Source organism: Olsenella uli (genome assembly GCF_016899935.1).
GTDB classification, from domain to species: Bacteria; Actinomycetota; Coriobacteriia; order Coriobacteriales; family Atopobiaceae; genus Thermophilibacter; species Thermophilibacter uli_B.
Genome location: NZ_JACJJK010000001.1, coordinates 1 through 18,436 on the forward strand (window position 1 = coordinate 1; position 18,436 = coordinate 18,436).

Sequence of the window (18,436 nt, forward strand, 5' to 3'; positions counted from 1 at the left end):
GGTGGAGATAAGGGGGTTCGAACCCCTGACCTCGTGACTGCCAGTCACGCGCTCTCCCAACTGAGCTATATCCCCGCGTTGGTGCGAAAGCAACTATACCAGACTCGGCGGTGGGGTCAACACCCAATTTGCGAAAGGTTCGCTAGTCGCGCAGCATCGCGCGCGTGACGTCGGCGACGCTCTCCGCACCGCACATCTCCATCGCGTCGGCGAGCTCGGCGCGCAGCTGAGCAAGGTAGGCGCGCACACCGTCGGCTCCCCCGCCGAAGGCCGCCACGACGAACGGGCGGCACACGAGGCACGCGTCCGCCCCGAGCGCGAGCGCGCGGAACACATCGAGGCCGCTCCTGATGCCGCCGTCCACGAGAACGCTCGCCCGGCCGCCCACGGCGTCCGCGATCTCGGGCAGGACCTCGGCGGTGGCCGGCGTGCCGTCGAGGACGCGCCCGCCGTGGTTGGAGACCACGATCGCGTCGACGCCCGCCTCGACGGCCCTCGCGGCCGCAGCGGCCGTCATGACGCCCTTGAGGACGAACGGGACGCCCTCCTCGTGGCAGCGGGCCGCGATCGCAGCGACCTGGCCCGCGGACTTGGCGCCGGCGGGCGGCTCCTGGCCGCGCAGGAACGGCAGGCCGGCGGCGTCGATGTCCATCGCGACGGCGACGGGCCGCGCGGCGAACGCCTCGTCGAGCTTCGCGGCGAGGGTCCTCTCGTCCCAGGGCTTGACCGTGGGGACGCCGGCGCCGCCGAGCTCGCCGATCAGCGCGCAGGCCTCGCTCATGATCGAGGCGTCGAGGCCGTCGCCCGTGAATGCGAGCGTGCCCTCCCCCGCCGCGGCGGTGAGCACGCAGCGGTTGTAGGAGACGGTGTCGTACTTCTCGCCGTAGTGGCGCTGCACGTCGCCGACCGGGCCGATCATGACCGGCAGGGAGAGCTCGCGCCCGAGCACCTCGGCGCGCGTGTCGGCCGTCCAGCTCTCGTGCAGGGTGTCCATGTTCACGCGGAGGCGCTGCCAGGCCTCCCAATTGCGGTGCGCGACGCGACCCACGCCCTTGTCGCCCGGGCCGGGCATGACGCCCGCGCACGCGCGCCCGTCGCAGACGGGACACGCCCGGCAGAAGGGCCCGATGGTGCCGCGCGCGGCGGCCGCGAGATCCGCATAGCTCATGGTCGTCCTTTCCACACAAGGGCGCCCCGGCGAGAAGGGCCGGGGCGCACGGGTTCGACTTAGGCGCGGGCGGGAACCACGCGCTCGAGGAGCCAGGCGCAGAGATCGCCCATCGGCACGTCGAAGCGCTCCCCGGTCTCGCGGACCTTGACCTCGGCCATGCCGTTCGCGACGCCGCGCTTGCCCAGGATCACCTGGTACGGGATGCCGATGAGGTCGGCGTCGGCAAACTTCACGCCCGGGCGCTCCTTGCGGTCGTCGAGAAGGACCTCGAGGTCGGCGGCGGAGAGCTCCTCCACGACCTTCTCGGCAACCGGGGCCACCACGTCGTCGTTCACCGCGAGCGGAACGACCTCGACCTCGTAGGGCGCCACGCAGACGGGCCAGGAGATGCCGTGCTCGTCGTTGTGCTGCTCCACGACCGCCGCGAGCGTGCGGGAGACGCCGATGCCGTAGCAGCCCATGAGGAACGGGCGCTCCACGCCGTCCTCGTCCGCGAAGGTGGCCCCCATCGCCTCGGAGTACTTGGTGCCGAGCTGGAAGACCTGGGAGACCTCGATGCCGCGGGCGCTCTTGAGCGGAGCGCCGCAGTGCGGGCAGGGGTCGCCGGCCTTCACGCTCACGAGGTCGGCCCACTCGTCGACCGTGAAGTCGCGGCCGGGGCGGGCGCCCGTGAAGTGGTAGTCCACCTCGTTGGCACCGCAGGTCCAGCTGACGCTCTCGCGCAGGGACTCGTCGCAGACCAGGCGCACGCCCTCGGGCAGCCCCACGGGCCCGATGAAGCCCTTGTGCAGGCCGCAGAGCTCGAGCTCCTCATCGGTCATTAGGTGGTAGGCGCCGAAGAGGTGGCTCGCCTTGATCTCGTTCAGCTCGTGGTCGCCGGGGACAATGGCCACGACGTTCGTGCCGTCCTCGGCGACGAGCGCGAGCGACTTGCGCGTGCCGTTCTCCGGGAAGCCGAAGAAGTCCGCCACGGCCTCGATGGAGCCGAGGCCCGGCGTGTGGACCTTCGTGAGCGTGCCGTCGCCGGGGCCCTCGGTCACGGGCACCTTCGTGGACGCCGCCTCGACGTCCGCGGCGAACCCGCAGTCGCAGTAGACGAGCTCGGCCTCGCCGGAGTCAGCGAGCGCCATGAACTCCACCGAGGTGTCGCCGCCGATCTGGCCGGAGTCCGCCACGACGGGCAGCGCGTAGAGGCCGCAGCGCTCGGCGATGCGCGCGTAGGCGGCCTTCTCCTGCTCGTAGCACTCCTGCAGCGACTCCTGGTCGGCGGAGAAGCTGTAGGCGTCCTTCATGATGAACTCGCGGCCGCGCATGAGGCCGAAGCGCGGGCGCATCTCGTCGCGGAACTTGTCCTGGATCTGGTAGAGCGTACAGGGCAGCTGCTTGTAGGAGCGCAGCTCGTTCTTCACGAGGTCGGTGAACGTCTCCTCGTGCGTGGGGCCGAGCGCGAACTCGCGGCCGTGGCGGTCGGCGATGCGCATGAGCTCGGGGCCGTAGGCGCTCCAGCGGCCGGACTCGTGCCAGAGCTCGGCGGGCGTGAGGATCGGCACCATCATCTCCTGGGCGCCGATCGCCTCCATCTCGTCGCGGATGACGGCCTCGATCTTGTGGATCGAGCGCCAGGCGAGCGGCAGGTAGCTGTAGAGACCGGCGGCCGTCTTGCGGATCATGCCGGCGCGCAGGAGCAGCCGGTGGCTCGCGAGCTCGGCCTCCGCCGGGTCCTCCTTGAGCGTGGGAGCATAGAGCTGGGACATCTTCTGGTAGCGCTTCACGTGCGTTCCCTTCTGTGGGTCGTTGCAACGCCCACGATTCTACGCCATACGGACGACAAGAACGGGCGAGGTCGCAAGCCAACCTCCGCCTCCCCGGCGGGGCGTATCTCCGGCGCTCAGACAGCTTGGCGCAGAGGGCGCGCCAAGAACTCGCGCCGGAGATACGCCCCGCCGCGAGTTCTTGCCGAGCGTCCTTCTCGGCAAGCTGTCCGAGCGCCGGAGCATATGCGGCCCGTGCGGGGCCGGACGGATTAGGAGAAGCGACGGTCGATCTCGGCAAAGAGCTCGTCGACGGCGTCGGCCTCGTCGACGGTGCGGATCTTCTCGCCCGAGGCGAAGAGCACGGCCTTGCCGCGCCCGCCCGCGAGGCCGATGTCGGCGCCCTTGGCCTCGCCGGGGCCGTTCACCACGCACCCCATGACGGCCACGGTGATGGGCGCCCGCACGCCGGCCAGGCGCCGCTCGACCTCGGCGGCCACGCCCATGAGGTCCCACTGGCAGCGGCCGCAGGTGGGGCAGCTCACGAGCTCGGGGCGCAGGCGGCGCAGCCCCACGGCCGAGAGCAGGTCCCACGCCACGTTGACCTCCTCGACCGGGTCGGCCGTGAGCGAGAGGCGGATCGTGTCGCCGATGCCCTCCATGAGCAGCGCCCCCACGGCCGCCGCGTTCTTGACGGTCCCCTGGCGGGCCGTGCCGGCCTCGGTCACGCCGACGTGCAGTGGCACGTCCGGCAGCTCACGCGAGAGGGCGCGGTTGACCTCCACCGTGGTGGGGACGCCGTGCGCCTTGGCGGAGAGGACGATGTCGGCAAAGCCGCGCTCGCGGAAGTGTGCCACGAAGGAGGTGGCCGAGCCCACGAGCTTCTCGACGTGCGTGAGGTCGTCGCGCTCGGCGAAGGCGGGGTCGAGCGAGCCCGCATTCACGCCGATGCGGATCGGGACGCCCGCCGCACCGGCCTCGTCGATCACGGCGTCGACGCGCTCCCAGCTGCCGATGTTGCCGGGGTTCACGCGCAGCGCCGCAGCGCCGCGTCGGCACGCCTCGATGGCGAGGCGATGGTCGAAGTGGATGTCGGCCACCACGGGCAGGGGCGATGCCGCGCAGACCTCCGCAAAGCCGTCGAGCGCCGCGGCGCTCGGGATCGCCACGCGCACGATCTCGCAGCCGGCCTCGGCGAGCCGGCCGATCTGGGCGAGCGTGGCGGCGGCGTCGGCGGTGTCGGTCGTGCACATGGACTGCACGGAGACGGGCGCGCCGCCCCCCACCTGCACGTCCCCCACCCGTACGGGTCTGGTCAGCTCGCGCGGCGCACGCTCGGTTGTGGCTCCCATGGCGCTCCTATCCGATAACGAACCTGACGATGTCGTTTCTCAGCACGACGACGAAGACGAAGATCAGAAACGCCATGCCGGCGTAGCTCAGGGCGTTCACGACCCTCGGGGAGAGCGGGCGGCGCAGGACGAGCTGCACGACCTCTATGAGGACCTTGCCGCCGTCGAAGGGCGGGATGGGCAGCAGGTTCATGAAGCCGATCGAGAGGGAGACGGCGGCGACGATGACCGCGAGCTCGTAGGCGCCCGCAGAGGCGGCCTCCGACGTCATGACGGCGATGCCCACGACGGAGGAGGACTGGTCGAGGACCTCCATCGTGTGGCTCGGCTGGATGAGCTGGGCCACGTAGGAGGCGACCTGGCCGACGTAGTCGAACGTGGCCGCCGAGGCCTCGGGCAGCGTGAGGTGGTAGGTGCCCACGGTGGCCGAGACGCCCACGCGCTCCGTGGGCACGCCGTCGGGGAGGTCGACCGTGGTCGTGGCCTCGGCGCCGTCGCGCTCGTAGGTCACCTCGAAGTCACGTCCCTCCTCGAGCGGGCCCTCGAGCGCGGCGACGATCTCCTCCCAAGTCCCGACCGGGGTCCCGTCGACCGACGTGAGCGTGTCCCCGGCGCGGATGCCGGCCTCGTAGGCCGGCGAGCCCGCCTCCACGCCGCCCAGCGTGTTGACGTTGGAGACGTAGTCGACGCCGCGCACCATGAAGACGCCCGTCACGACCACAAAGGCGAGAAGGACGTTGACCAGCGGCCCCGCGACGAGGATCGCGCAGCGCTTGAGGAAGCCGACGCCCTGGTACGTCCGCGCGCGCTCCCGCGCGAGGAACTCCTCCGGGGTGAGCCCCGTCTCGCGGGGGCTGCCCGCCTCGCTCGACCCGGGGCGCGAAAAGTCGTGGCCACGGTCGAACTCGGTGAGGAGGTCGGCGTCGCGCGCGACGGACTCGAAGGCGGCGGGATAGGTCGACTGGTCGGGATGCTCGTCGAGCTCGGGGTCGTAGTAGGGCCTGATGGAGGCCCAGTCGCTCAGGGTGGCGAGCAGGTCGTAGGCGCGCTCGACGTCCACGTGCAGCTCGTCGGCGACCTCCTGGGCCCGCACCCTCCCCCGCCGCGTGACGAGGTCGAGCGCCGGGGCGAGAAGCTCGTCTCCCGCGCCCTCCATGCCGCAGATGCGGGTGTAGCCGCCCAGAAGCAGCGGGGTCACGCCGAACTCGGTGCCGACCTTGCGACTCCGGCGCGAGAGCTTGAGGCGGCAGGGCAGCCCCAGGAAGAACTCGGTCGCCCTCACGCGCAGGGCGCGGGCGACGAGGTAGTGCCCGCCCTCGTGAACGAAGACGAGCACGGAGAGGACGAGCACGCCCCAGAAGACCGTCCATATGACGCCGAGAAGACCGCTCATCCGCGAACCTCCGCGAGCATGGCGGCGGCGCGGGCGCGGGCGCGGGCGTCAACCTCGTCGAGCTGGGCGAGACTCTCCACGGGCTCGACGTCCGTCTCGTCCATGACGCGCGAGACGACGCGCTCGATGTCGAGGAAGCCGCAGGCCCCCGTGCGGAAGGCGGCGTTGGCGACCTCGTTGGCGGCGTTCATCGCACAGGGGAGCGTGCCGCCCGTCCTGCCGGCGTCGCAGGCGAGTCGCAGGCAGCCGAAAGTCTTGACGTCGGGCGCGTCGAAGGTGAGCGGGCCCTCGAGGCGCCAGTCGACGGTCTCGGCGACGGCCTCCCAGCGCTCGGGGTAGCTCAGGGCGTACTGGATGGGCGCGCGCATGTCCGAGGCGCCCAGCTGCGCCTTGACGACGCCGTCCGCGAACTCGACCATCGAGTGGATCTTGCTCTGCCGGTGGATGAGGACGCTGATCGCGTCGATCGGGACGCCGAAGAGGTGGTGCGCCTCGATGACCTCGAGGCCCTTGTTCATGAGCGTCGCGCAGTCGATCGTGATCTTGGCGCCCATCGTCCAGGTGGGGTGCGCAAGCGCGTCCGCCGCGGTGACCGAGGCGAGCTCCTCGCGGGACCTGCCGTAGAACGGCCCGCCCGAGCAGGTGAGCCAGATGCGCCGCAGGTCGGCGTCGCGCTCTCCCACCAGGCACTGGAAGATGGCGCTGTGCTCGGAGTCGACGGGGATGAGCCGGCCGGGGCGCACGAGCGGCATGAGCAGGTCGCCGCCGCAGACGATCGACTCCTTGTTGGCGTAGGCCAGGAGCTTGTCCGCCGCGAGGGCGGCGTAGCCGGCGTGCATCCCCGCGAAGCCGACGAGCGCGTTGACGACGACGTCGACGTCGGGAAGCGACGCGAGCGCGGTCACGGCGTCGGCGCCGAGGGTCAGCTCGCAGCGCTCGGGGAGCTCCCGCAGGACGGGGTCTCCGCCGTGCCCCGCGTTGGCGACCGCCACGTGGCTCGCGCCGAACTCGCGCGCGGCGGCGACGAGCGCGGAGGTGGAGGTGTCCACGGAGAGCGCGGTGACGCGGAGCCGGTCGGGGTGACGGCGGCACACGTCGAGCGTCTGCCGCCCGATCGAGCCCGAGCAGCCGAGGACCGCGACGCGCAGGGGCCCCTGCGGGCCGTCCGCGCGCGCGGGATCAGGGAGCGTCATAGCATGCCTCCGAGAAAGAGTAGGAAGAGCGCGGCCGTGCCGCCGAAGAGCATCGAGTCGGAGCGGTCGAGCAGGCCGCCGTGCCCGGGCAGGACGTTGCCGGAGTCCTTGACGCCCGCGCCGCGCTTGAGACGCGACTCGAAGAGGTCGCCGAAGACCGAGACGGCGCCGACCACGAGGCCAAAGAGGGCGGCCGTCAGGGGGTCGAGCCCGTCGACGCCAAAGAGGGCGAGGAGGACCCATATGAGCACCGAGCCCACGAGGCCACCGAGGAAGCCCTCGACGCTCTTGTTGGGCGAGATGCGGGGCGCGAGCTTGTGGGAGCCAATCGCGGACCCGACGAGGTAGGCGAACGCGTCGTTGGCCCAGATCGAGAACATGACGCCGAGGGTGAGGATCGCCCCGGGAAGGCCCGGGTCCGCCTTCCTGATCAGGATGACGCTCGCGAAGGCGAGCGAGGTGTAGAGCGGCCCGAAAGCGGTGACGGAGACGTCGGCGATGTTGGCGCGCGGCGCGAACACGTACCAGCAGGCGCACGCCACAAGCAGGAGCAGGACGATCAGCGCGCAGGCGACAAGTCCATGGACGTAGGCGGCCGCCGGGAAGAGCAGCGCGGCGGCGAGGCCCAGCGTCTCGTTGGGCATGCGCCCGCCCATGCGGCAGATCCTGAAGAACTCCGAGCAGCACAGCCAGGCCTCCGCCGTCACGAGGACCGCGGTGGGGATGGGGCCGGCGAGGACGCAGGCGAGCGTCACGATGGCGTAGATGGCGCCCGAGGTGGTTCTCGTGAGGAGCTTCTCGGCGGAGCTGCGCGCCTTCTGCCCCCTGAGGTCGCCCGCCGCGCGGGCCTCCTCCTTGGAGGCGCGCCGCCCCTCGAGCCGGTCGATCTGTCGGTCGAGCCCGACGCCGCGCCCCTGCTCCCGGTCCCTGTCGGTGACGTCGCTCACGAGCGGACCACACCCCCGAACCTGCGGGAGCGCCCCTGGTAGGCGACGACGGCGCGGAGGTAGTCCCACCGGTCGAAGTCGGGCCAGAGCGTGTCGGTGACGTAGAACTCAGTGTAGGCGAGCTGCCAGAGCAGGTAGTTGGAGAGGCGCATCTCGCCGGAGGTGCGGATGAGGAGGTCCGGGTCGGGCAGGCCGGCCGTGTAGAGGCGGCCCGCAAGGGCGTCCTCGTCGATCTGGTCCGGCTCGAGCGTCCCCGCCGCCACGTCGCGCGCGAGCGAGCGCGCCGCGCGGGCAATCTCCGCGCGCGAGCCGTAGTTCACGGCGAGGGCGAAGACCATCCCGGTGTGGTCGGCGGTCTCGTCCAGGCCGCGCTGGAAGACGACGCGGGTCCGCTCCGGGAGCGCGTCGAGGTCGCCGAGGAAGCGCAGGCGCACGTTCTCCTGGTGGAAGAGCGGGAGCTCCTTCACCAGCGTCGTCGCGAAGAGGTGCATGAGCAGGTCGACCTCGCGCTTGGGCCGGCGCCAGTTCTCCGTGGAGAACGCGTAGACGGTGAACACGTCGATCCCGAGCCGCACGCTGGTCGTGACGGCCTCGCGCAGCGCGTCCACGCCGGCGACGTGGCCCTTCGAGCGGTCGAGCCCGCGCGCGGTCGCCCAGCGGCCGTTGCCGTCCATGATGATGGAGACGTGGCGAGGGATCCGCTCGAGGTCGAGGTCCGCCAACGAGAGGTCGTCGGGGGCGTCGGCGTAGTAGGCGGCGAGCTTTTCGATGTCGCGCTGCACTAGATCTCCATGACCTCGGCGCTCTTGGCCTTGAGCAGCTCGTCGATCTTGGCGACGTAGGAGTCGGTGACCTTCTGGACGGCCTTCTTCTCGCGCGACTGCTCGTCGTCGGAGAGCTCCTCGTCGCGCTCGATCTTGCCGTTCACGTCGCGGCGGACGTTGCGGACGGCCACGCGGGCCTCCTCGGCGATCTCCTTGCACTCCTTGACGAGCTCCTTGCGGCGCTCCTCGGTGGGCTTGGGGAACGGCAGGCGGATCGAGACGCCGTCGTTGGACGGGGTGATGCCGAGGTCGGAGCTCTCGATGGCCTTCTCGATCGCGCGCAGGGCGCTCTTGTCCCACGGCTCCACGACGAGCATGGACGCCTCGGGGACCTTGATGCCCGCGAGCTGCGTGATGGGCGTGGGCTGGCCGTAGTAGTCGACCATGATGGGCGCGAGGATCTGCGCGTTGGCGCGGCCGGTGCGCACGCGGGCGAAGTTGGCCTTGAGCGTGTCGAGGCACTTGCCCATGTTCTTCTCGGCGCGGTCGGTGTACTGGCTCATGTCTAGTCCTCCTCGACGACGGTCGTGCCAACGTTCTCTCCGCGCACGGCGCTCAGGAACACGCCGGGCTGCTTGATGTCAAAGACCATGATGGGCATGTGGTTGTCATGGCAGAGCGCCGTGGCGGTGGCGTCCATGACCTTGAGGTCGCGGTTCAGGACCTCGCGGTAGGTGATGGAGTCGAAGCGCCGGGCGTCGGGGTTGGTCCGGGGGTCGGCGTCGTAGATGCCGTCGACGTTGGTGGCCTTCATCAGGACCTCGGCGCCGATCTCGCAGGCGCGCAGCGCAGCGGCGGTGTCCGTGGTGAAGTAGGGGTTGCCGGTGCCGGCGGCGTAGATCGTGATGCGGCCCTTCTCGAGGTGGCGGATCGCGCGACGGCGAATGTAGGGCTCGGCGATCTGGCGCATCTCGATCGCGCTCATGACGCGGCAGTCCATGCCGTTGCGCTCGAAGCAGTCCTGCAGCGCGAGCGAGTTGATGACCGTCGCGAGCATGCCCATGTTGTCTCCCTGGGCGCGGTCCATGCCCGCAGCGGCCCCGGTGAGCCCGCGGAAGATGTTGCCGCCGCCCACCACGATGGCGACCTGCACGCCCGCCTCCCAGACGGGCTTGATCTCCTCGGCGAGCCGCTGCGGGACGGCGGCGTCGATCCCGTAGGCCTGCTCGCCCATGAGCGCCTCGCCGGAGAGCTTGAGCAGGACGCGTCCGTACTTGACGTCTGACACTGGGACCTCGCTTTCGTCGGCCCCTCGCGTAAGGGGCGGGTAATGTCCTCCCGTGATTCTAGCAGAGCGCGGGCCGGGCGCGCCGGCGGCGTCACGTCTGCGGCCGGCCGAGAAGGACCGGGGTGCGTCCATGAAAAACGGGGCCGACGATCACTCGCCGGCCCCGCGGGCTCGTGTGAGCTGTGATGCTACTCGGCGTCGCCGAAGGTGTAGCGGACGAAGCTCATGACCTCGATCGTGTCGTCGACGTCCTTGGAGACGTTCTTGGCGAGCTGGGCGATCGTGAGGGAGCTGTCCTTGACGAACTCCTGCTCGGTGAGGACACTCTCCTTGAAGTACTTCTCGAGGCGACCCTGGGCCATCTTCTCCTGGATGGCCTCGGGCTTGCCGGACTCGGCCGCCTGGGCCTTGTAGATGGAGAGCTCGTGCTCGATGACGTCGGCGGGGACGTCGTCGCGGCGCGCGGAGACGGGGGCGGCGGCGGCGACCTGCATGGCCACGTCGTGGGCAAAGGTCTTGAACTGCTCGCTCTCGGCGGTCTCGGGCTTGGTGAACTTGAAGGTCACGATGTCGGCGAGCTTGCCGCCCAGGTGGACGTAGCTGCCGAGCGCGCCGTCCTCGGCGGTGACGCGCTGGAAGCGGGCGACCTTCATGTTCTCGCCGATGACGTGGATCATCTCGGTGAGCTCGGCCTCGACGGTGGACTCGCCCATGGCACAGGCCTTGAGGGCGTCGACGTCGGCGGGGTCGTTCTCGGCGACGATCTTGGCGAGGTCGAGGGCGAAGCCGGTGAACTTGGGGTTGGTGCCCACGAAGTCGGTCTCGCAGGTGAGCTCGAGCAGGGCGCCCGTCTTGCCGTCCTCGGAGACGTAGACGGCGATGGTGCCCTCGTTGGTGTCGCGGCCGGCGCGCTTGACGGCCTTGGCGACGCCCATCGTGCGGAGGATGTCGACGGCCTTGTCGATGTCGCCGTCGGCCTCGACGAGGGCCTTCTTGCACTCCATCATCGGGGAGTCGGTCATCTCGCGGAGCTGCTTGACGAGGGCTGCGGTAACCTGAGCCATGGTGAATCTCCTAACTGGTCGTGTGTGGTCGACTACTCGGCGGCGGGGGCGTCGGCGGGAGCGGCCTGATCGGTCGCGGGCGCGGCCTCGCCGGCCATCTCCTCGGCGCTGATCTGCTCCTTGCCGGAGCCGGCGAGCACGGCGTCGGCCGCGAGCTCGCACATCAGGGAGACGGAGCGGATGGCGTCGTCGTTGGCGGGCACGCCGTAGTCGACGACGTCAGGGTCGGAGTTGGTGTCGAGCAGGCCGACGACCGGGATGTGGAGGCGGTTGGCCTCACGGATGGCGATCTCCTCGCGCTTGGTGTCCACGACGAAGATGGCCTGCGGCAGGGCGGTCATGGTGCGGACGCCGCCGAGGTTCTTCTGGAGCTTCTCGAGCTCCTTCGTGAGCAGCGCCTGCTCCTTCTTGGGCAGGGTGGCCATGCGGCCGTCCTCGACCATGGCCTCGAGCTCCTCCATGCGGGAGATGCGGGAGCGCATGGTCACGAAGTTGGTGAGCATGCCGCCGAGCCAGCGCTGGTTGATGTAGGGCATGCCGCAGCGCTCGGCCTGGGCCGCGATGGGCTCCTGGGCCTGCTTCTTGGTGCCGACGAACAGGATCGAGCCACCCTTGGCGGCCGTCTCCTTGAGGAAGGTGTAGGCGCGGTCGGCGCCGAGCATGGTCTGCTTGAGGTCGAGGATGTAGATGCCGTTGCGCTCGCCGAAGATGTACGGCTTCATCTTGGGGTTCCAGCGGCGGGTCTGGTGACCGTAGTGGCAGCCGGCGTCGAGCAGGGTCTGGATGGTGATCTTAGCCATGGTAACCTCCTGTGGTTGATCCTCCGCGTGGGGTCGACCCCGACGCACCACCCGTGACCTGGCCTGAGCCACGGGCACCACGATGCGCGAGTAGCCACGCGTGTGACGTATGCCGTGCGGGCGCACAGCGAGTAGAAAGTATAGACGCTGCGTCCGGGCCTGTCGAGGGTTCACATCCTCACCATCGCGGCGGGCACGCGTCGGGCTCACGCGCGCGGGTGGGCGCTCCGGGCCGCCTCCTTGAGGCGATCGACCGAGAGGTGCGTGTAGACCTGGGTCGTGGCGAGGCTCTCGTGGCCGAGAAGCTCCTGCACGCTCCTGAGGTCGGCTCCCCCGCCGAGAAGCTCCGTCGCAAAGGTGTGGCGCATCGCGTGTGGGGTGAGGCTGGGGTCGAGGCGCGCCTCGGCCACCCGGCGCTCGAAGACGGTCCGCAGCGCGTCTGCGGACATGCGGTTGCCGCGCGTCGAGAGGAGGAGCGCCTCGGTGGGGCGGCCCGGCCGCACGAGCGCGCCTCTCCCCCGCTCCACGTAGGCCCGGACGCGCTCGAGGGCGCTGGGGTAGACGGGGACGACGCGCTCCTTCGACCCCTTGCCGAAGAGCCTGACCTGGCCCTGCGAGAAGTCCACGTCGAGGAGGGAGAGCCCGGATACCTCAGAGACGCGCGCGCCCGTCGCGTAGAGGAGCTCGAGGAAGGCGCGGTCCCTCAGACTCACGGGGTCGTCTCCCTCGCAGGTGGCGAGCAGGGCGTCCGCCTCGGCGGCGGACATCGTCTTGGGCAGGGTCCGCGAGAGCTTGGGGCTCGCCACCGCCGCCACGGCGGCCGAGTCGCAGCGCCCCTCGCGCAGCATCCAGCGGAAGAGGCCGCGCAGGGCGGAGAGATGGCGCGCCACCGTGCGCGTGGAGTAGCCCGCGCGGGAGAGCTCGAGGAGATAGGCGCGCAGGTCGCGGTGCGTGAGCCCTCCCGGCGAGACGCCCTCCCGCGCGCACCAGGCGAGAAACGCGAGAAGGTCCTCGCGGTACGCGCGGACGGTGTTCTCCGAGAGGTGGCGGACGCTCGCGAGGTGCGCCGCGTAGTCCTCGACGTCGCGCGCGAAGGCGGCGCGCTCCTCCTCGCGCCGGAGCGCCTGCTCCGTCCGCTCGGTCATGCGGGGTCGCTTATGAGCAGCTCGGGACGGGCCGCGAGATAGGCGTCGAGGTCGCGCCGCGCCCGGTCCACGAGCGCGGCGTGGCGCGCCGCCTTGTTGCGCGGCGCGTCCGGAAGCGGCGGGTAGAGGCCGAAGTTGACGTGCATGGGCTGGTAGTCGACCGTCGCGGGGTCGGTCGCGTAGGCGGCGAGCGAGCCGAGCGAGCCGGTCTGCGGGAGCAGCACCGGCTCGGCGCCGACGAGATCGGCGTAGACGTTGAGGGCGGCGAGCAGGCCGGAGGCGATGGCCTCGACGTAGCCCTCGGTCCCGGTGATCTGCCCGGCGAGGCGCACGGAGGTGCCCGGCACGGCGAAGGTGCGGTCGAGCGCGTGCGGGGAGTCGACGAACGAGTTGCGGTGCATGACGCCGTAGCGCAGGAACTCCGCGGCCTCGAGGCCGGGGATCAGGCGCAGGACGCGGCGCTGCTCGCCCCAGGTCAGGTTGGTCTGGAAGCCGACAAGATTGTAGGCGGTGTGCGCGGCGTTCTCGGCGCGGAGCTGGACCACCGCCCACGGCCTTCTCCCGGTCCGGGGGTCGGCGATGCCGACCGGCTTGAGGGCGCCGTGGCGCAGCGTGTCGTGCCCGGTCCGGGCGACCTCCTCGACGGGCTGGCACGCACAGAAGAGGTCGCGCTGCTCGAAGTCGTGCGCGATGACACGGCGTGCGCCGACCAGCTCGTCGACGAGGAGGTCGTAGCGCTCGCGGTCGAGCGGGCAGTTGAGGTAGTCCCCCGTCGCCTCGGCCTCCTGGTAGCGGGACTGCTCGAAGACGACGGAGCGGTCGAGCGTGGTCGCGTCCACGATGGGCGCCGCCGCGTCGTAGAAGCTCATCCGGTCGCCGCCCACGGCGCGCGCCACCGCCTCGAAGAGCTCGCCCGAGCAGAGCGGTCCCGCCGCGACGACGGCGGGGCCCTCGGGCAGCTCGTCGACGCGCTCCCTGACGACCTCGATGCGTCCGTCGCCCTCGATCAGCGCCCCGACGCGCGCGGAGAACTCGTCCCGGTCGACGGCCAGGGCGCCCCCGGCGGGCACCCGGGCCTCCCGGGCGCAGCGCAGAAGGGCGCTGCCCAGACGGTCCAGCTCCCACTTGAGCTGGCCGGCGGCCGTGTCCTCCTTGGTCGACTTGAGCGAGTTGGAGCACACCAGCTCGGCGAAGCCGGCCCCGTGATGGGCGGGCGAGGCGTGGGCGGGCCGCTGCTCGAAGAGCCGGACGCGGACCCCCCGCCGCGCGAGCTGCAGTGCGCACTCGCTGCCGGCGAGACCGCCTCCCACGACGCTAACCACGTGCTCCATCGAATCCCCCGTCCTCGCTCGAAACGTCAGCTCGCTCCATTGTGCCCCAAGTAGTAGCTCCGCGTCGGCGCGTAGCGGCCGTCGGGGAGACGCTCCACGATACCTCTCGCCTCGTAGTCCGTCAGGGTCCGGATGACGGTCAGCACGCTCTCGTTGAGGCGCTCGGCGAGCTCGTCGGCGCGGGAGGGCGAGGCGACGAGGGCCGAGACGACCGGGCCGTACTCGCGCGCGACCCCTGCCGGCGCCATGCGCGCGAGCCCGTAGTCGAGCGCGAGGGAGACGGCGAGCGCCTGCTCGTCCGCGATGACGCGCGCGCCCTCCGCGATGAGGCGGTTCGTCCCCGCCGAGGTGGGCGAGAAGATCGAGCCCGGGACCGCGTAGACGATCCGGTCGAGCTCGCTCGCGGCGTCCGCCGTCGACATCGTCCCCGAGCGCAGGCCCGCCTCGGTGACGACGAGGACCTCGGAGAGCGCGGCGATGACGGCGTTTCTCCTCGGGAAGCTCCAGCGTCTCGGCCCCCTCCCCCACGGCTCCAGGGACACGACCGCGCCCCCGTGCGCGACCGCCCCGTCGAAGAGGTCGCGCGACGACTGCGGGTACACGAGGTCGGCCCCGCACCCCGAAACGACGACGGTCCGTCCCCCGCCCCTGAGCGCCGCCATGCCTGCGGCGTGGTCGCACCCCAGCGCGCCGCCCGAGACGACGGTGACGCCGCACTCCGCGGCCACCCGCGCGGCCATCTCGGCCACCGCCAGGCCGTAGGGCGTCGCCCTTCTCGCCCCCACGACCGAGAGGCAGGGGCCCTCGAGCGCCTCCGGGCTCCCGATCCCGAAGATGCGGTCGGGCGGCGCGGGGAGGTCCTCGAGACGGGCGGGATACCCCGCGTCCCCGCGCGCGAGCTCCCACCGTTCGCTGGCGTCACGCATGTTTCTCACCCCTTCGCCCTCGGCCTGAACGCGAGCGCCTCGACGACGTCGTCCTCGCTCACGAGCTCGTGCTCGGCGATGTCCGCGATCGTGCGCGCGACGCGCGAGACGCGCACGATCGCCCGGCCGCCGAGCGAGAGGCCCCGCGCGAGCGACTCGAGCGCCCCTCTGGCCCGCACGTCCAGGTAGGCGGCGGGCGGGAGCGACTCCTGCTCCCCCGCACGCGTACGCCACGCGCGGAACTCCCGCGCCGCGCCCACGGTCTGGGCCATCTCGGCGGAGGTGGTCCCCGCGCGCCCGTCGATAACCTTGGCCGTCTCGGGGCGGGGCACGTCCACGACGACGTCGATGCGGTCCATGAGCGGGCCGCCGACGCGCGCCTGGTACGCGGCGATGCGCGACTGCGAGCACGTGCACTCGTGCCCGGGGTCCCCGAGGTGCCCGCAGGGGCAGGGGTTCGCCGCGGCGACGAGCTGGAAGTCACAGGGGAACGAGTAGGAGCCGTCCACCCGGACGATGCGCACGACGCGGTCCTCGAGCGGCTGGCGCAGCGCCTGCAGCGTCGCGTGGGAAAACTCGGGGAGCTCGTCGAGGAAGAGCACCCCCTCGTGCGCGAGCGAGATCTCCCCGGGCAGGACCGGCCTGCCTCCCCCGACGAGCCCGCCCGTCGAGATGGAGTGGTGCGGCGCGCGGAAGGGCCTGAGCCCGGCCGCCAGGCGGTCGATCGGCTGGCCCGCGACCGAGTGGATGAGCATGGCCGAGGCCGCCTCGTCCTCCGAGAGCGGCGGCAGGATGGACGGCAGGCAGCGGGCGAGCATGGTCTTGCCCGATCCGGGCGGCCCGACCATGAGCACGCCGTGGCGGCCCACGGCGGCAATCGTCATCGCCCGCTTGGCGAGCTCCTGGTCGGCCACGTCGCCGAAGTCGGGCGCCTCGGGGGCCTCCGCCTCGTCCGCAGGGCGGCTCGCGAGGCTGGGCAGGGAGCGGACCCCGCCCTTGAGCTGGGCGAGCGCCCTGATGCCCCGGGCCCCCTCCGTCCAGCTGCCGACGAGCGGGCTCTCGGCGGAGACGACCAGCTCCACGCCGAGCTCGCGGGCCAGCAGCGCGTAGGCCATCTCGCCGCGGACGGGGCAGACCGACCCGTCGAGGGCGAGCTCGCCGGCGAACAGCAGGTCGTCGGCGACGGAGGGCGGGAGCTGCGCCGTGGCGATCAGGAGCGCGACCGCGATCGGCAGGTCGTAGGCCGTCCCGGTCTTGCGCAGGTCGCTCGGGGCGAGGTTGATCGTGACGTGCTCGCGCGGCTGCGCGAAGCCGCTCGCGCGCATCGCGCAGCGCACCCGGGAGCGCGCCTCGAGGACCGCCGGGTCGGGCATGCCGACGATGTCGAGCCCCGGCAGCCCGCCAGACAGGCTCACCTCCACGGTGACGGGCTCCGCCTCGACGCCGCGCAGCGACGCCGCCCGCACGACGGCGGTTCCCGCGCCCGTCATGGCCTGACCTCGTAGGCGCCGTTCAGCTGATGGAGGTGCCCCACGTCGTCGTCGGTCACGGTGATCGCGATGACGTCGAAGCGCACGCGGCTCACCCACTCGTTCGCCTGGAGGAAGATGCGCGCCGCGTTGGTGTAGCGCTCCTGGCGCCGCTCGTCGACGGCCTCCTCCGGCATGACCTCCTGCGGGTCCGTGGCGAGGCGGGTCTTCACCTCGATCAGCGACACGACCGAGGACTCGGCCCGCGGGTCGAGCGCGATGATGTCGACCTCCCCGTAGCCCGACCGCCAGTTTCTCCCGAGGATGGTCCATCCCCGCTCGGCCAGGCTCCTGACGGCGACCTCCTCGCCCCGGGCGCCGAGCGCGCGCCGGTCGCGCCTCCAGTCCCCCTCCGTCTGCGCCGGTGCGACCTGGGCCGCCGAGAGTTCCAGTTCCATGGCTCCTCCTCTCACGTCGATGAGAAGAGGCTCCCAGAGGGGACTTGCACGAAACGTCCCGATGCCGTCCACGGGCCCGTCACGGGACGCTCACGAGCCTGACGCGCCCCGCGCGCGCCGGCACGGAACTCGTGCGAAGGTCGCGACGAGCCCGGACGAGCGATGTCGGGCGCGTCAGAAGAGACGGGGCTGCTCCACGAAGTTTCCACAGAACGAGGCGCGATGGATGGGGCTCAGGCCGAGCGCGCGGATCGCCGCCACGTGGTCGGCGGAGCCGTACCCCTTGCACTCCGCAAGGTGGTAGCCGGGATACTCGCGCTCGTAGGAGACCATGAGGGCGTCCCTCGTCACCTTGGCCACGATCGAGGCGGCCGCGATGCAGGCGACGCGGGCGTCACCCTTGACGATGCAGCGCTCGGCGGGATGCGCGCCGATGGGGTTGCCGTCGATGAGCACGCGGTCGGGCTCGAGCCCGGTGTCGCGCACGGCGGCGGCCATCGCGTGGCGCAGGCAGGCCACGATGCCGAGCGCGTCGATCGACTCGGGCTCGACGTGCGCGATCCCGACCGCGACGGCGTGCTCCGCGACCAGCGAGGCGACGCGCTCGCGCTCCCGCGCGGTGAGCTGCTTGGAGTCGTTGAGCCCACAGATGCGGGGCTCGTCGGGCAGGCAGACGGCGGCGACGGTGAGCGGGCCGGCGAGCGCGCCACGGCCCACCTCGTCCACCCCGACGACCACCCCGTCGCCGCCGAGCTCCCGCTGGAGCGCGTACATGCCCTCGACGCGGCGTCGCTCGGCCTCCTCGCGCCCCAGCCTGCGGCGGGCGACCTCGACGGCGTGACGGACCTGCTTGCGCGGGTCCTCGGCGTAGCGCTCCGCGAGCGAGCGGGCCTCCTCGAACGACGCGCTCGCGAGGGTCGCCGCGATCTCGCGCGCCGTGGCCGGGCGCGTCCCCTCCGTCCCCATTCGTGACCTCCCCATACAAGAAAGCCGCCCCGTGCGGGGCGGCTCGGACGTGCGATGGACCGGCGCTAGTCGCGCTTCTCGCGAATGCGGGCGGCCTTGCCGACGCGGTCGCGGAGGTAGTACAGCTTGGCGCGACGGATGTCGCCGTGACGGACAACGTCGAGCTTGGCGATCTTGGGGCTGTGGAGCGGGAAGGTGCGCTCGACGCCCACGCCGAAGCTGATCTTGCGGACGGTGAAGGTCTCACGGGCACCGGCGCCGCTCATGCGGATGACGTCGCCCTCGAAGACCTGCTCGCGGGTGCGGTCGCCCTCGACGATGCGGTAGTGGACCTTGACGTGGTCACCGACCTTGACGGCGGGGATGTCCTCGCGAATCTGCTGACGCTCGATGGCACGAATGTAATCCATGTTCTCTT

Annotated in this window: 18 protein-coding genes and 1 tRNA gene; all 19 read right to left on the minus strand. The window is 71.4% G+C overall.

Annotated features, from left to right (window positions below; all coding sequences use genetic code 11):
• Positions 1-2: 2 nt before the first annotated feature.
• The 19 genes from H6A07_RS00005 to rplS all read right to left on the minus strand — a co-directional run bounded on the left by H6A07_RS00005 (position 3) and on the right by rplS (position 18,428).
• Positions 3-75: transfer RNA gene (locus tag H6A07_RS00005), tRNA-Ala, on the minus strand.
• 67 nt (positions 76-142) lie between these two features.
• A complete protein-coding gene (locus H6A07_RS00010) occupies positions 143-1,168 on the minus strand; it encodes an alpha-hydroxy-acid oxidizing protein (protein WP_204812120.1) in 1,026 nt (341 codons plus the stop codon).
• Between the two features lie 59 nt (positions 1,169-1,227).
• Entirely contained in the window at positions 1,228-2,943 is a 1,716-nt protein-coding gene (locus tag H6A07_RS00015) for a proline--tRNA ligase (RefSeq protein WP_440589981.1), read from the minus strand.
• A gap of 251 nt (positions 2,944-3,194) precedes the next feature.
• Positions 3,195-4,274, minus strand: coding sequence for a flavodoxin-dependent (E)-4-hydroxy-3-methylbut-2-enyl-diphosphate synthase (gene ispG / locus H6A07_RS00020; RefSeq protein WP_204812122.1), 1,080 nt, complete (start codon positions 4,272-4,274; stop codon positions 3,195-3,197).
• A 7-nt stretch (positions 4,275-4,281) separates the two neighbouring features.
• Entirely contained in the window at positions 4,282-5,667 is a 1,386-nt protein-coding gene (locus tag H6A07_RS00025; protein ID WP_204812126.1) for a M50 family metallopeptidase, read from the minus strand.
• Positions 5,664-6,860, minus strand: a complete 1,197-nt coding sequence (gene dxr / locus H6A07_RS00030; protein WP_204812127.1) for a 1-deoxy-D-xylulose-5-phosphate reductoisomerase — start codon at positions 6,858-6,860, stop codon at positions 5,664-5,666. The genes H6A07_RS00025 and dxr overlap by 4 nt, the downstream gene beginning before the upstream one ends.
• Positions 6,857-7,807 carry a phosphatidate cytidylyltransferase gene (locus tag H6A07_RS00035; RefSeq protein WP_204812128.1) on the minus strand — a complete coding sequence of 317 codons (951 nt, stop codon included), beginning with the start codon at positions 7,805-7,807 and terminating at the stop codon, positions 6,857-6,859. The genes dxr and H6A07_RS00035 overlap by 4 nt, the downstream gene beginning before the upstream one ends.
• Positions 7,804-8,589 carry an isoprenyl transferase gene (locus tag H6A07_RS00040; RefSeq protein WP_204812130.1) on the minus strand — a complete coding sequence of 262 codons (786 nt, stop codon included), beginning with the start codon at positions 8,587-8,589 and terminating at the stop codon, positions 7,804-7,806. Before H6A07_RS00040 ends, H6A07_RS00035 begins: the two co-directional genes overlap by 4 nt.
• The gene (gene frr / locus H6A07_RS00045; RefSeq protein WP_204812132.1) at positions 8,589-9,134 is read right to left on the minus strand and encodes a ribosome recycling factor; all 546 of its coding nucleotides are present in this window, start codon (positions 9,132-9,134) and stop codon (positions 8,589-8,591) included. Before frr ends, H6A07_RS00040 begins: the two co-directional genes overlap by 1 nt.
• 2 nt (positions 9,135-9,136) lie before the next feature.
• Complete coding sequence (gene pyrH / locus H6A07_RS00050; RefSeq protein WP_204812134.1) at positions 9,137-9,859, minus strand: UMP kinase; 723 nt, start codon at positions 9,857-9,859, stop codon at positions 9,137-9,139.
• A gap of 188 nt (positions 9,860-10,047) precedes the next feature.
• Complete coding sequence (gene tsf, locus H6A07_RS00055; RefSeq protein WP_204812136.1) at positions 10,048-10,923, minus strand: translation elongation factor Ts; 876 nt, start codon at positions 10,921-10,923, stop codon at positions 10,048-10,050.
• Positions 10,924-10,955: 32 nt separating this feature from the next.
• Entirely contained in the window at positions 10,956-11,723 is a 768-nt protein-coding gene (gene rpsB, locus H6A07_RS00060; RefSeq protein WP_204812139.1) for a 30S ribosomal protein S2, read from the minus strand.
• Between the two features lie 206 nt (positions 11,724-11,929).
• Entirely contained in the window at positions 11,930-12,868 is a 939-nt protein-coding gene (locus H6A07_RS00065; RefSeq protein ID WP_204812141.1) for a tyrosine recombinase XerC, read from the minus strand.
• Positions 12,865-14,199 (minus strand): methylenetetrahydrofolate--tRNA-(uracil(54)-C(5))-methyltransferase (FADH(2)-oxidizing) TrmFO, encoded by a 1,335-nt coding sequence (trmFO, locus tag H6A07_RS00070; protein WP_204812143.1) that lies wholly within the window; start codon positions 14,197-14,199, stop codon positions 12,865-12,867. Before trmFO ends, H6A07_RS00065 begins: the two co-directional genes overlap by 4 nt.
• A 26-nt stretch (positions 14,200-14,225) precedes the next feature.
• Complete coding sequence (locus H6A07_RS00075; protein ID WP_204812145.1) at positions 14,226-15,125, minus strand: DNA-processing protein DprA; 900 nt, start codon at positions 15,123-15,125, stop codon at positions 14,226-14,228.
• A gap of 5 nt (positions 15,126-15,130) precedes the next feature.
• Positions 15,131-16,615, minus strand: a complete 1,485-nt coding sequence (locus H6A07_RS00080) for a YifB family Mg chelatase-like AAA ATPase (protein WP_204812147.1) — start codon at positions 16,613-16,615, stop codon at positions 15,131-15,133.
• Positions 16,612-17,052, minus strand: a complete 441-nt coding sequence (locus H6A07_RS00085; protein ID WP_204812149.1) for a YraN family protein — start codon at positions 17,050-17,052, stop codon at positions 16,612-16,614. The genes H6A07_RS00080 and H6A07_RS00085 overlap by 4 nt, the downstream gene beginning before the upstream one ends.
• Positions 17,053-17,226: 174 nt before the next feature.
• A complete protein-coding gene (locus H6A07_RS00090) occupies positions 17,227-18,018 on the minus strand; it encodes a ribonuclease HII (protein WP_204812151.1) in 792 nt (263 codons plus the stop codon).
• Positions 18,019-18,083: 65 nt separating this feature from the next.
• A complete protein-coding gene (gene rplS / locus H6A07_RS00095) occupies positions 18,084-18,428 on the minus strand; it encodes a 50S ribosomal protein L19 (RefSeq protein ID WP_204812153.1) in 345 nt (114 codons plus the stop codon).
• Positions 18,429-18,436 lie beyond the last annotated feature (8 nt).

What these genes read in the sequence shown, in the direction of transcription:
- H6A07_RS00025 (WP_204812126.1), bottom strand. Translation starts at nt 5,667, where the DNA reads ATGAGCGGTCTTCTCGGCGTCATATGGACGGTCTTCTGGGGCGTGCTC.
- H6A07_RS00090 (WP_204812151.1), bottom strand. Translation starts at nt 18,018, where the DNA reads ATGGGGACGGAGGGGACGCGCCCGGCCACGGCGCGCGAGATCGCGGCG.
- trmFO (WP_204812143.1), bottom strand. Translation starts at nt 14,199, where the DNA reads ATGGAGCACGTGGTTAGCGTCGTGGGAGGCGGTCTCGCCGGCAGCGAG.
- H6A07_RS00075 (WP_204812145.1), bottom strand. Translation starts at nt 15,125, where the DNA reads ATGCGTGACGCCAGCGAACGGTGGGAGCTCGCGCGCGGGGACGCGGGG.
- rplS (WP_204812153.1), bottom strand. Translation starts at nt 18,428, where the DNA reads ATGGATTACATTCGTGCCATCGAGCGTCAGCAGATTCGCGAGGACATC.
- H6A07_RS00080 (WP_204812147.1), bottom strand. Translation starts at nt 16,615, where the DNA reads ATGACGGGCGCGGGAACCGCCGTCGTGCGGGCGGCGTCGCTGCGCGGC.
- H6A07_RS00065 (WP_204812141.1), bottom strand. Translation starts at nt 12,868, where the DNA reads ATGACCGAGCGGACGGAGCAGGCGCTCCGGCGCGAGGAGGAGCGCGCC.
- frr (WP_204812132.1), bottom strand. Translation starts at nt 9,134, where the DNA reads ATGAGCCAGTACACCGACCGCGCCGAGAAGAACATGGGCAAGTGCCTC.
- rpsB (WP_204812139.1), bottom strand. Translation starts at nt 11,723, where the DNA reads ATGGCTAAGATCACCATCCAGACCCTGCTCGACGCCGGCTGCCACTAC.
- dxr (WP_204812127.1), bottom strand. Translation starts at nt 6,860, where the DNA reads ATGACGCTCCCTGATCCCGCGCGCGCGGACGGCCCGCAGGGGCCCCTG.
- tsf (WP_204812136.1), bottom strand. Translation starts at nt 10,923, where the DNA reads ATGGCTCAGGTTACCGCAGCCCTCGTCAAGCAGCTCCGCGAGATGACC.
- H6A07_RS00010 (WP_204812120.1), bottom strand. Translation starts at nt 1,168, where the DNA reads ATGAGCTATGCGGATCTCGCGGCCGCCGCGCGCGGCACCATCGGGCCC.
- H6A07_RS00085 (WP_204812149.1), bottom strand. Translation starts at nt 17,052, where the DNA reads ATGGAACTGGAACTCTCGGCGGCCCAGGTCGCACCGGCGCAGACGGAG.
- ispG (WP_204812122.1), bottom strand. Translation starts at nt 4,274, where the DNA reads ATGGGAGCCACAACCGAGCGTGCGCCGCGCGAGCTGACCAGACCCGTA.